Source organism: Methylobacterium gnaphalii, assembly GCF_007992215.1.
In the GTDB taxonomy this organism is placed as follows: domain Bacteria; phylum Pseudomonadota; class Alphaproteobacteria; order Rhizobiales; family Beijerinckiaceae; genus Methylobacterium; species Methylobacterium gnaphalii.
The window spans coordinates 1-12,443 of the sequence record NZ_BJZV01000054.1 but is presented as its reverse complement, the minus strand read 5'-3'; the positions used below and the strand labels follow the sequence as shown (position 1 = coordinate 12,443).

The 12,443-nt window shown below is 60.2% G+C and carries 13 protein-coding genes and 2 pseudogenes; 7 read left to right on the top strand and 8 right to left on the bottom strand.

Translation table 11 applies throughout. The features are described from left to right. A partial coding sequence (locus MGN01_RS24315) for a response regulator (RefSeq protein ID WP_244612317.1) occupies positions 1-352 on the top strand: 352 nt, incomplete at its 5' end. Positions 353-533: 181 nt separating this feature from the next. Here the strand turns inward: MGN01_RS24315 and MGN01_RS22200 are convergent. The 3 genes from MGN01_RS22200 to MGN01_RS22190 all read right to left on the bottom strand — a co-directional run bounded on the left by MGN01_RS22200 (position 534) and on the right by MGN01_RS22190 (position 2,458). Beyond that, a complete protein-coding gene (locus tag MGN01_RS22200) occupies positions 534-803 on the bottom strand; it encodes a hypothetical protein (RefSeq protein ID WP_147048985.1) in 270 nt (89 codons plus the stop codon). 621 nt (positions 804-1,424) lie between these two features. Continuing rightward, positions 1,425-1,994, bottom strand: coding sequence for a DUF3280 domain-containing protein (locus MGN01_RS22195; protein WP_170246117.1), 570 nt, complete (start codon positions 1,992-1,994; stop codon positions 1,425-1,427). Next, positions 1,991-2,458, bottom strand: coding sequence for a cupin domain-containing protein (locus tag MGN01_RS22190; protein ID WP_147048983.1), 468 nt, complete (start codon positions 2,456-2,458; stop codon positions 1,991-1,993). Before MGN01_RS22190 ends, MGN01_RS22195 begins: the two co-directional genes overlap by 4 nt. A gap of 206 nt (positions 2,459-2,664) precedes the next feature. Here MGN01_RS22190 and MGN01_RS22185 point away from each other — a divergent pair, with 206 nt between their 5' ends. Then, complete coding sequence (locus MGN01_RS22185; RefSeq protein WP_174804625.1) at positions 2,665-4,083, top strand: ATP-binding protein; 1,419 nt, start codon at positions 2,665-2,667, stop codon at positions 4,081-4,083. 10 nt (positions 4,084-4,093) lie between these two features. Beyond that, positions 4,094-4,732, top strand: coding sequence for a response regulator transcription factor (locus MGN01_RS22180; protein WP_147048986.1), 639 nt, complete (start codon positions 4,094-4,096; stop codon positions 4,730-4,732). A 156-nt stretch (positions 4,733-4,888) separates the two neighbouring features. Here MGN01_RS22180 and MGN01_RS22175 read toward each other — a convergent pair whose 3' ends face one another. Next, positions 4,889-5,128, bottom strand: a complete 240-nt coding sequence (locus MGN01_RS22175) for a hypothetical protein (protein WP_147048982.1) — start codon at positions 5,126-5,128, stop codon at positions 4,889-4,891. Between the two features lie 193 nt (positions 5,129-5,321). Between MGN01_RS22175 and MGN01_RS22170 the strand changes: the two genes are divergently transcribed. Continuing rightward, a complete protein-coding gene (locus tag MGN01_RS22170; protein WP_147048981.1) occupies positions 5,322-5,510 on the top strand; it encodes a ribosome modulation factor in 189 nt (62 codons plus the stop codon). A 48-nt stretch (positions 5,511-5,558) separates the two neighbouring features. Here MGN01_RS22170 and MGN01_RS22165 read toward each other — a convergent pair whose 3' ends face one another. The 3 genes from MGN01_RS22165 to MGN01_RS22155 all read right to left on the bottom strand — a co-directional run bounded on the left by MGN01_RS22165 (position 5,559) and on the right by MGN01_RS22155 (position 7,106). Further along, positions 5,559-5,834, bottom strand: coding sequence for a hypothetical protein (locus MGN01_RS22165; protein WP_147048980.1), 276 nt, complete (start codon positions 5,832-5,834; stop codon positions 5,559-5,561). Further along, the gene (locus MGN01_RS22160; protein ID WP_147048979.1) at positions 5,827-6,042 is read right to left on the bottom strand and encodes a hypothetical protein; all 216 of its coding nucleotides are present in this window, start codon (positions 6,040-6,042) and stop codon (positions 5,827-5,829) included. The genes MGN01_RS22165 and MGN01_RS22160 overlap by 8 nt, the downstream gene beginning before the upstream one ends. 821 nt (positions 6,043-6,863) lie before the next feature. Further along, positions 6,864-7,106 carry a hypothetical protein gene (locus MGN01_RS22155; protein ID WP_147048978.1) on the bottom strand — a complete coding sequence of 81 codons (243 nt, stop codon included), beginning with the start codon at positions 7,104-7,106 and terminating at the stop codon, positions 6,864-6,866. Positions 7,107-7,413: 307 nt separating this feature from the next. Between MGN01_RS22155 and MGN01_RS22150 the strand changes: the two genes are divergently transcribed. Further along, positions 7,414-8,937: an alginate O-acetyltransferase AlgX-related protein gene (locus MGN01_RS22150; protein ID WP_147048977.1), complete on the top strand. Its 1,524-nt coding sequence runs from the start codon at positions 7,414-7,416 to the stop codon at positions 8,935-8,937. Between the two features lie 131 nt (positions 8,938-9,068). Further along, a pseudogene (locus tag MGN01_RS22145) lies at positions 9,069-9,570 on the top strand (transposase family protein); the annotation flags it as partial. Between the two features lie 20 nt (positions 9,571-9,590). Here MGN01_RS22145 and MGN01_RS22140 read toward each other — a convergent pair. After that, positions 9,591-9,974: pseudogene (locus MGN01_RS22140) on the bottom strand (transposase); the annotation flags it as partial. An 830-nt stretch (positions 9,975-10,804) separates the two neighbouring features. Here MGN01_RS22140 and MGN01_RS22135 point away from each other — a divergent pair. Beyond that, positions 10,805-12,443, top strand: a 1,639-nt coding sequence (locus MGN01_RS22135) for a beta strand repeat-containing protein (protein WP_174804624.1), incomplete at its 3' end; no start/stop codon positions are given.

Below are 12,443 nucleotides of genomic sequence, written 5' to 3'. Positions count from 1 at the left end.
GGCGACCAATACTCGCCGCTGCCCGCGTCGCCGGTCCACCCAAGCAGGCCCGCGCGCGTTGATTCACGGTCCCGTGATCTCGGAACGGATTGCGGATTCGTCGTTTTACCAACCTATGTCAGATATTCAGCGCCACACTGCTTCCCAGCCTCGTGTCGTCGTCGCTGAGGATGAACCGATCCTGCGAATGTACACGGCCGATATGCTGAGCGATTTGGGTTTCGAGGTACTGGAAGCTCAGCACGCCAGCGAAGCACTCGATCATCTGGAGGCGAGCGACGGGGTTGTGCTGCTCTTTACTGACGTCAACATGCCGGGCGGTAAGTGCGACGGGTTCGGCCTGGCTCAATAGGCTGCTCGCCGCTGGCCCTCCATCGCGATCATCATCTGCTCAAGCTGTTCGCCACCTCGGCATGGCGAGATGCCCGAGCGGTCCCACTTTATCCCGAAGCCATGCATCGAGACCCTGGTGAGCCGCGCCCTCGAACGGCTGCGCGTTCTCCAATGAGCCGACGCGGCGCTCAACGCTGCAGCTACTTCGCGCCGCAGCCTATACAGATTCCATTGGTAGTGAGGCCGCCTAATTCGCTCTTGGGCTTGGCGCCGCGTACGGGTCCCGTGGTCCTCGGCTCGATATTCCGCCCGCGCGTCGCAGAGCGGCCCGATCGAGCCGTATAGGTGAACTCGGGTGGCGAGCCGATCTCGCTGCGGCCGTTGAGGTTCCCACCGTTCTGCGCCAAAGCGAGCGTCGGGGCGAGCACTCCCAGCAACAGACTGGCAACGCGAGTTTCGAGGTTGGGCATGAGGGTTCTCCTCACTCGGCAACCCGGTTGCCCTTTGCTCGTTCAAGCGGTGCGACAGCGTCGGCACATCGCTGAGGGGCGGAAGCAAAGCGCGCCTTAACTGAGCCCCTGAGAAGTCTCCGCGAAACAAAATCGCCGAAACTAATTATGAGGGAAACGACCCATGCGGTCCGGCCCCCTACTGCCTCCCGCTTTCGACCCGCCTAACCCCCGGCAATGGAAGCTTAGCGCTCCTTCAAACCGGCTTCAGACAGCGCCAAAACCCCTCAAAACAGCCCTGTTTCGCGAGCTACAAACGCTTACCTTGAGAGAGCTAACAGAGGGAAAAGACCGGCTGCGACCGGCATTTCGGCAAAAACCCCAATTCGGATGTGTCTCGCGTTGGGGAGGTACCCGGTCGAGAGCGTGTTTGCGAAAAATCCGCAAGGTCCCCCCGTGCCGCTCATCGCATTGTATTGGCGATTAAACCCGCGTTTGCGGCACGGAGCATCATGCTCCCTGCTTTTAGTGGATTTTCAAAGGTCTCATACGGGGCCGCGAGTTGAGTGCGGTGACTTCGGCTGAATCCGATTTATGCCATAACGTATCGATAAAGCTTCGCTCGAAATATCACCAATACAATCATTGGGTAGACTGCGCGAGCAGCTTGTTTTTGATCAACCATGCCGCGCCACGGTGCCATGAGTAATCGGCACCAATACGCAGGTCCGTTTGCTCCACCGCCAGAATCCGGCCGCTCCCCGCTTCGCGCATCGTGTAAGTCACCTGATACTCGGTTCGGCTCATCCGTGAGACGATGCCGGTCATGGACTGATCGGCGCCGAGCCGTTCGGCAATCGCAGCGTCGCAGCCCCTGCATCGTCGGAGAGAATGCGCAGTCACGGCGGGGTCTGATGCTCCATCGACGTCAATGACATTGTAGCGCTTTGACTGGGCGATCAATAGGCGAACTTCGTCGCTGACCTTGCGCAACTGCGTGGCATCTTCCTGACTGCCGGCCGTTACATTGGCACCAGCGCTCAAATCCTCCAGCTCGAAGTCAAAGACTGCGAGATGGATCGGAAGTTTTGTCTCCGAGCGAGCGCCGCCCGGTTGCGGAAGGATGCTCAAGGCGATCACCCCGATCGCAGCTCGAAGTTGCGAGCGAGCGCGGCGGTGAACCTCGACAGGAGAAACCCTTTCGAGTGTCATGCGACGGACTCCGGATGGCGCTTCCATTGTGGTGTGCCCTGCGCCTCCAGGAGCGCCCGCGCGTCATCGAAGCGCAGGGATATGACCGGCTTCATATCTCCGTCGAGAAACTCGTAGAGCGCGTCCTCGACACTGTGGTGCGTGAAGAAAACGATCGCTTCCTCTTCGCCGCCGCCCTCGAGATGCGGCTCACCATTCAAGACGCCAGGAACATAGCTTCCCGCCGGTCGTATCTCCCTGAGCGTGCCGTCCGCGCTGTAAAAGCGAAGTTCGCCCTGCACCACGAATGTGGTGTATGGCGCCTTGTGCCTATGCAGCATTGCCTTCTGAAGGGGCGCGAATTTGAACAGCGCGTCGACCGTCCGGCGGGCGGGATCCGCGCTGTAGACGAAGGCCTCGACGTGTTCGAGCCAATCCAGCTTCGTCCACGTGATGTACCGATCGTCGAATTTGAATTGCGTCATCGCGAAGCCTTCCCTTGGCGCTCTCGCATCGCCTCGCCGTCGGCGGGCCGGAGCCGGACCGAAATCTTAGGCTCTTCGGGGTCTTTCGATACGGCGCGAAGCCCGTTCGGGGCCGGGTGATTATCCCGAATGCGGGTCGGTCCGCTTCACACGGCTCGTGAATCGTCCTCTAAGTCCTCTTCCGAGAAGGTTGGTTTCTCCGAGTGATGCGGCGCCCGATCTCGACGTTTGGCTTTGGGGTCGTCGATCTGAAGCTTCGACTGGCTCTTCGCGTCGTCGCGTTGGCAGCGATCTGCTTTTTCCTGGCCGCTATCTGCATGCTGATCGCCGACGACCGGTTCCAGCGTTCACAAATGGAGGCGATTGCCGAAGTCGTCGGCAAAGGTCTCGAACTGCAGCTTGAACAATTCTCCTGGGTAAGGCTCGAAAATACTCGCTTTCCAGATCTTGAATTGGTCGCCTCCCCGTTCCTGCTCCCGGGGCTTTGTATCGAGTATCGCGCAGCCGCTGACGCGACATCCCAGCGGTTTTTCTGCAGCGGAACTCGATCGGCACATGCGCCGAAGGTCTTTGCAACGCTCTATCGATGGTTCAGGCGCGACTCGGAGGTCGTGCGTCCGATCACCTTCGGAAAACGGGTAAGGGGGTTTGCCGTCGTCTCCGTGGATACGACCAGTCTGATCGAGCAAAGCTGGAATGACATGGGTCGTCTTCTTGCCGTGATCGCGGTGACGTTGACGGCCCTTTGCGGCCTCATCTACGTCGCGGTCGAACGATTGCTCAGACCGACCCGGATCATCGTTTCGGGTTTGGAAGCGTTGTCGGCGAGCGATTTCTCGACGCGGCTGCCGAAGTTCGATCTGGCAGAACTGTCTTCGATCCGCACTGTCTTCAATTCATTGGCTGAGACGCTGGAGCGGACGGTGGCCGAGCGGAATGCCCTGACGCAGCGTCTGATTGCCGTCCAGGATGAGGAGCGTCTGGTCCTGTCGCGTGAACTCCACGACGAGTTCGCTCAAAGCCTCACAGCGATCGGCGCGATGGCGGCTTCGGTTGCCCACACGGCGAAGAGCGAGTTGCCTGCTCTCCTGCCGGAATGTCGAGGCATCTCGCGCGCGACGGCGCAGATGATGGACACGTTGCGCGGCGCTCTTGTGCGCCTTCGCCCACCGGATATTGCCGAACTGGGTCTCACCGCGAGTCTGCAAAGTCTGGTCGCCGACTGGAACAGCCGCACGCGAGGAACGCCGATCTACGAGATCAATGTCGCCGGGAGCATCGACGATCTGCCGATCGCGTTTGGCACAAACCTCTACAGGATCGTGCAGGAGGCCGTCACCAATGCCGCCAAGCATGCGAACGCGCAGCATGTCGTCGTACGCGTTCAATCGCATGACCGGACGGCTGCGGATGGAGGACCGAAAAGGAGCGAAGTCGAATTGCTCGTCGAGGACGACGGAATCGGCTTCGCCTCATCGGCGAAGTCCGGAATGGGGCTGGTCGGCATGCGCGAACGCGTAGCCGCGTTGGACGGTCGCATGAGTTTTGAGACACGGGACTCGAAAGGGACACGCCTTCGGGCCGTCGTTCCATTGCCGTCGGCAAAGCGCGAAGCGGTCGCCTGAAGGCATGGGCATGCCGGTCAGGATCCTGCTCGTCGACGATCATGCAGTGGTCCGCGAGGGCTACCGATCATTGCTGGAGAAGCAGGCGCACCTCCGCGTCGTGGGCGAGGCAGCAAACGGTGCCGAAGCCTATCGTCAGTTCAAGACGCTCAACCCTGATCTCGTCGTCATGGATCTGACGATGCCTGGCTTCGGCGGGATCGAAGCCATCAGGCGTATCCGCCAATGGGATCGCACCGCGATGATCCTCGTCTTCACCATGCATCAGAGCCCCGCATACGCGATCCAGGCTATTCGTGCCGGTGCTAAGGGATATGTCACGAAGAGCAGCTCGCCCGATGAGCTTCTTCGGGCGGTTGGCGACGTTCTCGACGGCCGTCTCGCCCTCAGCGCCGACATGGACCACGTACTCGCGCTCGATCAGCTCGCGGCAGAGCCACGTGCAATCGATGTTCTGACTCCGCGCGAATTCGAGGTGTTGCAAATGCTGCTCGCGGAAAGGAATTCCGACGAGATCGCAGAGATCCTCCACGTCAGCCCGAAGACGGTCACGAACACGCGTTTCCTCATCAGGTCCAAGCTCGAAGTTCGCTCCGAGATCGAGCTCTTCAAATTGGCTCTACGACAGGGACTGCTCCGAACTTCCTAAGATGTGGCTCGCTCGACGTCCGCTTTCGAGAACGGCTTCGGCAAGCTCCTACGGCGACGTTTAGTCGAAAGCGGCCGGATTAGACGGCAGGGACCGCTCGCCTCTGCCAATCGATGATCGGCGTCAACTCGACTGCACCAATGGCGTTGGGAGCGGTCATCGCGGCAGCTCTCCCGGCGGCAGGTATCCCATGTGTCGAAGCTGGACGACGCGGCGGAATTCGCGCTCACGCTCGTTCTGCTCAGGCGTCTGGAAGGTATCGCGCCAAGCGCGGCCGGCGGCACGACCCCACTCGATATCGCAGGCTCGCTCAGCCTCTGTGCGGGCGTGCGTGTACTGTTGCCACGCCGCGTTCTCGCGCTCCTCTCGGTATCGTTCGAGGGCGACGACCCTCATGCATTTCCTCCGATGTGCTGAAGGGTTCCGCCCATAGGCTCGCAGCCGCTCGTAAGAGCGCTTCGGCGGAACGGGCGCGGTAACTGGTAGGCCGGTGCTGGCCGGAAGGCGGGCAGGCCGTTTGGGAGCTGCCCAGAACTCACGTCATCGGATCGGCGTTGATCGTAGAGTTCAGACTTGTACCGAGGTCGTCATGTCGAACACCGAGCGGCCCTCATTCCCGCCTGACCCGATCTCGGAAGGCGCCCATGCGCGCAGCCTCGGCCGGCCGAAGGACGCCTGCCCCTACCCAGCCGGCACGGAGGAACGGAAAAGTTGGCTGGAGGGCTATGACGGCGCGCCGGCCGACGAGGCGGGAGTTAGTCCGGCTACTAACGGCTGAAGCTGGCTGAACTATCGGAGGCATTCTGTTTGGGCTGCCACCGTTCGGCTAACAGCCGTTCTCAGGCCTGACCACACTCGCGTCGAGATCCGTGTCGAACCAGCCTGCCAGTTCACAATCCATGGCGCGGTCCACCGGGTCGTCCTGCTGGAAGGCGTAGCTCTCCTGCGCGCCGTCATAGGCTCGGACTACCGTCATGAGCTTGTCGAAGCCGGGCTTGCGCACCCTGAAAGTCGCGGTTTCCTCGGCGGTCGCCGGCCGAATGCGATGGGTCTCGCGGGTCGCAGCGAACCACTCGGCATCGTCGGGACTCAGCTTAGGCATCCGCTGGCCTTCGTGCTGCTGCCTCGCGATCGGCAAGCCACGCATCGAGGGTCGAGCGGCGCGCTCGAACGATACTGCTTCCCGGTAGCTTAAAGATTGGACTTGCCCCGATCTCAGCGAGGTGCTTCGCCTGCCGCGGCGTCTGTCGCAGGTGCTTTCCAATATCCTCGTAACCGCTGAGCAGGTCGCCTTTTTCGTCATCGGTCATGTCGCATTCCTTGTCGCGTTGAAATCGCACGGCTCCGCCGTATCCGTTCGACCGTGCCTGTCTTTTCAAGGGCTTAGCTGTCTCAGCCTGCTCCGCACCTACCAATAGGAAACGCCGCCCGTGGGCGGCATAAGATATTGATCTGATTTACTTAAATGGATTTATAGCGCTTCAGGTTCATTAGCCCGTAACCTCCATGCGGAACTTAGCAATCTGATCGATCTGCTCACGGTTGGCGCAGTGCGAGACGAGCGAGGCCGCGAGGTCCTAGGTTCCGGGCGTGACGTTCTCGGGCAGTTGGTTGCTGAACTTCAGGCCGGGGTTAGACCTTCGGCTCGGTCAGGACCGCGGGCGCCTCAGCGTAACGACGGGCGATGGTGAGGTGACGTCGGCCGCGTAGCGCGGGGCAGTGGGTCAGTTTGAAGTTCAGGCGTTCTCGGAGGCTATTGTCATTGAGGATGAAGCGGACTTCTGCTCCGCAATGAAGCGGCTAACACGTCCCCATGATGCTGTCTCTGGGAAGCCTTGAAGCATCGAGGCTTCGCATCCGGGGGCATGATCTGGACGTTGTGTACGCCCTCTTCGTCCCACTTCATTGCCAGTACGATTGCGCGAGCGGGTGTCTCACGGGTTTCCCTGCGCAGTCCGCATTGGTCGGCGCCTGTGATGATGAAGGGCATGCCTGCACTCCCAGTATGTAAACGGGAGCGCACGTCTCACTCAGCCGTCAACGCGTACGGAACGAGTTGCAGACGATACATAGGCACACTCCCCGTTGCGTAGAGTTGCGTACGTTAGCGAGGCGGATGTCGTTTGCGCGGTTAGCCCTTCGCTCCTGCGGCTCTGACGTGAAGCGGTGGGAAGCTTCCTAAGAACCGCGTGCGGTCCCAGAGATCGATGCCATGGCCGTTTGCGATCATCGCAGCGAGGCGAGCCGCCATCTCGTCACTGGCGGCGTTGATATACTCAACGCCTTCGATAGAGTCCGAGGCCGTCAGCCGGCAGGCACGGTATTCGGGCTTGCCGGGCTCTGGGCTGAGGATACTGGCATCAATGGCTAACATGCGTCCTCGCCTGACAGGTGCAGGCGGGAGCGCAAGGTCTCTCGGGCGTCAGGGCCTACGAACGATATCCATCTGACGCTAAGTTGTTCTTTAGCCTCCACTGTATACTTTGCAAGCTCTATCTGACTACTGTTCGATATCGCACGGTTCACTTTGTTCTACAACGGCGCGCGACAAACTCCTGGTTTGTGGCCGCGTTTGCCGCCTTCACGCCGTACATCTCAAAGAGCGCCGGGCTGTTAACACTAAAGGATCTGAGCCCGCATTATTACCAACCCGAGCGGCCAATGCGGCAGGGCGTTTCCCGATGAATGGTCTGAAGGCGGTGGTGAGACGATTTTCGAAGATCGCCTCAAGACGTCGAATTATGCGTGCTAGCTCGGAAACTTTCGCGCGACATTATCGTGCTTGGCTTCTCCAGGGGATCACGCCAGGCGACATAGGAGAAATTACTGGGGCTTGGAATTCCAATGATCTAACGGGTTGGATACGGGCAGATATCTGGACCGACCGGTCGACACCAGTGATCGGAGTTTTCAAGGGCGACCAACTCCTTGGCCTGACCATCGCAGTTGAACCCGACAAAACGGACTTGGGCCGGCTCAGATTTGGAGTTCGCGTCGATAGCCGTCAGATGCTGCAAGACTTGGCAACCGGAAGAATTTCGGTCCATCTCCTACGAGGGCGCATCCCAATCGTTCAAATCCCCATGTCGCCATCATTGCTTGTGCCGTCCGCGTTGGGATTTCTGCAAACTCTCTTAGACTTGCCGGCCGAGCAAAATTTTACTGCCCTGCAACAATTAAGCTCAACGGTTGGAGATAGCTGGACAAGTCATCCCAGCTTTTCGGCAATGTTGACCATGCATAATGCGGACGAGCTCTTCAGGAAGTTGGAGCGAGACAAGCATAGCGATCCCGATCGAGCGACAACTCCTCTTCTGGTGCCCGTTGGAACGTGGTCCGGCGACCGTACAGCAATCCTGGGACAAGATGGGCACATCTTTCTAGCTGGCGGAAGCAACAGACTTTTGGAAGAGCATCAACGCGAAGAAGGAGATCCGCGCCCTCGAGCCTTTGCGGACCAATGGTTAAATTTGATGCGACGGCGTTGCAGCCGAGTAGAGGCGTCTGGAGCTCGCTACGTTCAGCTGATCATTCCTGACAAGCTGACCGTTCTACCGGAGCACTTCCCTCGATCGATCCGTACGCCAGGAACCATGCTGCGTTTGATCGAAGCAGGACTACAGGGCGACACACGGATAGAGGAAAACTATGTGTCGGTACGGCACGCGCTCGGTGCCGCGCCAAACCGGGCCGCGACCGTACTGAAGACAGATTCACATCTCTCGGCGTACGGTTGTTGGATAACCTTTCGAGCCGTGCTGGAACATCTTAGCTTACCCATCGGACAGCCACCCGAATTTAACACCATTCGGATGGGGTCAGGCGATCTCGCTATGCGCTTCTTCGGCATCCCGATCGTCGATACTCGCCTACATGCGGATCTTCCTGTGCTTGACGCTGAGTTTCGAAGTCATGGCGCGCGAATCTTCCATGAGCATCCGTCCGGCCGCCATGTCGGGTCTGCGGAGTCGTGGTTCAATCCGCGCGCCCCCATTGCAGCGACTGTTCTTGTGATTGGTAATTCATATTGCGGGCTGGAAAATGGACAGCAGGGTCAACTGTCCTGGTGGTTTGCACGATGGTTCCGCACTTACCATTTCGTATGGCAGTCGCATCTCCCTCTCAGTTTAGTCGAAAAGTTAAAACCAGATATTGTCGTCTGTCAGACAGTCGAGCGATTTTTAATAGAGTCGCCACATTCATAAGATTTAGCTCTATGAATTGGATAAATCAGCGGACCTGGTTGCAGCTTCCCCGGGCGCACTAAACTGTGCGTTAGGTGTTTGATCCCGGATTTTGAAGGTGCAGTTGTCACGTCGGAGTGGAGGGATGCGCTATGGGCCAAGTTCTCCATGGGAGCGCCACAACGACGAGCAATCCGTCGAGCGATACAGCGGAGTGAAGAGAGCCTAAGGATCCTTGCGCGCCGTCACGGGATCAACCCGAAGACGGTCGCGAAGGGGAGGAAGGGATCGACGACGCGTGATCTGCCGACAGGTCCGAAAAAGGCGCGATCAAGCGGGCTCTCCCCCGAGCAGGAAGCCATCATCGTGGCCTTTAGACGGGATACGCTCCTGCCTCTCGACGATGGCCTCTACGCTCTTCAGGCGACCATTCCGAACCTGACGCGCTCGTCACTGCACCTGTGCCTGCTACGCCACGCCATCTCTCGGCTGCCGAAGGTCGAAGGCGACAAGCCCGGAAAGCGGGCGTTCAAGCCCTATCCGATCGGCTTCGTCCATATCGACATCGCTGAAGGATGAACCCATGAGGGCAAGCTCCGCCTGTTCGTCGCGATCGACCGCACCCTGAAGTTCGCCTTCGCAGCACTGCACGAATAGGCTGATCGGCCCACCGCCTTGGTCGTCTGCCCGCTGCGCGAGGGGCCGATGGCCTGCGCAGGCCCCTTTGCCCCCTGCCCCGTGCGAAGCGCTTTCACGTAGGTCGCGTCGATGGCCGTGGCCTCACCCGACCATTCCGCCCTGGCCATGGCGGCGAGCATGGCTATCCAGAAGCTGCGGCGGGACCAGCGATTGAAGCGGTTATAGACCGTGGTGGACGGACCGTAGGCGGCCGGTCAGTCGCACCCGTGGCAGCCCGAGGTGAGGACATGCACGATACCGGAGATGATCTGCCGGTCGTCCTTGCGCTCGGGGCCGGGCTGGTTTTTGGGCATGAACGGCTCGACCACCGCCCACTGATCGTCCGAGAACCAGAACGGGTCCGCCGTCGCTGCCTTCAGGCTGCCAATGGCGATCTCGAATCATAAAACCTCAGATCAAGCAACACCTTGATCCGGTTTTGACTCTAGCCCAATCCCTCGCCCGCACGTCGACTTGGTAGGAGGTCAGCGCGCCGCGTCTATGGCCCATCATCTCTGTGAGCTTCAATATGATCAAAATCTAGCCAGCGGGAATGGCCCGCACGGTCGGGAAGAACACTCATGCAGAACGGCAACACCTATAGTTTTGCGAACTTCCCCCACGACAAAACGTGAGGTTGGCACTCGCGGCCCATCAGGACACCTATTAAAGCCTTGTTGAATAGCTGAGTTGGCGACAACTGCGCATCGACGAGACTGACGAGATCATGAACAATCGCAGTTGGCCCGCCCAGCATGGGTTATTGCGCAATGCGCTGTTGGCATCGACCGCGCTTACCCTTTGCGTGGCTTTGCCAGCATCTGTCGTTCTGGCCAACGGCGGTGGTGCTAGCGGCACCTTGACTCCCGGCGGTGTCGACAGCGCGACTGGAATAGGCGGAGCCGGAGGAAACGCCGATATATTCGCCGGTGGTGCCGGCGGCGGCGCCGGTGCGATGGGTGGCGTAGGAGGCCGAGGTTACGGCAGTGGCTCTAACGCGGCTGGCGGGCAGATCCCTGGGGCAGCGGGAACGAACGGGTCGTCCGGAGCAGCTGGTAGCAATCAGGGCGGCGGCGGCGGTGGAGGGGGCGCTCATGGCTCAGTTGGTGCGCTTCCCGGTGCGGCCGTCACTGGCGGCGCTGGTGGAATCGGTGGCAATTCGTCCGAGTTCGATGGTGGTGGCGGTGGCGCCGGTGGCTACGGCGCTGTGGTGACCACCGGCGGAGCTCTTGGAACTCTCTCCGTTAACGCCACCGGCGGAAATGGCGGCAACGGCGGCTCCGGCTTCAATATGGGCGGAGGCGGATCGGGCGGAGTTGGGCTGTTCATTGCAAACGGCACTAGCTTGACCATTGGTTCAGCCCTAATCGGCGGTAATGGCGGCACCTCGAATTTAGGAAGCTTCACGCCACAGTCCGGCGGCAGCGGCGGCAGCGGTGCGGTTATCGGTTTAACCGGGTTTACGCTGACAAATGCTGGATCCGTCACCGGCGGAAACGGCGGTACTGGGACGAACAACGGCGCCGGCGGTGTCGGCGTATCTGGGGCAGGTCTCACTGTCATCAACGCTGGTGCGATCAGCGGAGGCGTGAGTGGCGGCGGGTCCCGTGCCAACGCCATTACGTTCACCGGAGGTGCGAGCCGGCTTGAGCTACAAGCACCGGTGGCAGGGGGAACCTATTCCGGGATCACTGGGAATGTCGTGGTCCAGTCGGGATCCGGAACGCTCGCGCTTGGTGGCAGCAACTCCAAGACGTTCGACATTTCGGCATTGGGGGCGGCAGCTCAGTATCGGGGATTCACTGCATTCGAGAAAACGGGAACGTCGACCTGGTCGCTGAACGGCACGACCGGAGCTGTTACGCCGTGGACGATCAAGCAGGGGACCCTCTCGATCCTTCAGGATGGCAGTCTAGGAGCCTCATCGGGCGGCCTCACATTCGACGGCGGCGCTATAGGCAGCGCAGCCAGCTTGTCCATGAGCCGTGCGATCACTCTCGGAGCGGGCGGAGGTACATTCGACATCACCGGTGGAACGACCTGGTCCGTTGGTGGCATCGTGTCCGGAGGTGGAGCTCTCTCTAAGTTAAGCTTTGGAACGCTGTCCCTTAGCGGCGTCAATTCCTATACCGGGGCCACGAGTATTTTCGGAGGCACCCTGGCATTGTCGGGGAGCGGTTCTGTCGCGTCTTCGAGCGGAATCTCCTTCGGCGTCGGTGGCACCTTCGATATCTCCGGAGTGAATGGCAGCAGTTCATCGGTTGTATCGTTGTCCGGTGCGGGTAGCGTCAACCTTGGAGCAAAGACGCTCATCGTCACGAACGGTGCCGGCTCGACCTTCTCGGGTGTCGCAACCGGTTCGGGTGGGCTGACGCTTTCGGGCGGAAGTCTGACTTTGGCAGGTACCAATACCTATACCGGTGCAACAACCATCAATGCCGGCGCGCTGACGCTGAACAACTCTGGAGGTACTGCCCTCGCCGACACCGGTCGCGTCACGTTCGCAAACGTCGCTGGTACGGGGGCAGCGCTTAACACCAACTTCTCGGAGACGATCGGTTCGCTCTCGGGCGGCAATACCAGCAGCTCCGTCGCCATCGCCAGCGGACGGACTCTGACCGTTGGCGCGGACAACACGGCCGACGCCAACTACGCGGGAGCGGTCACCGGCGGCCTTCTCACCAAGGTCGGTACTGGCACGCAGACGCTGTCTGGCACCAGCAACTACAGCGGTGCTACCACGATCTCGGGTGGCACCCTGAGAGGCGGCGCGACAGACAGCTTCAGCGCGAACAGCGCGTTTGCGGTCAACAGCGGCACGTTCCTTGACCTCGGAGGCTTCGGCGAAA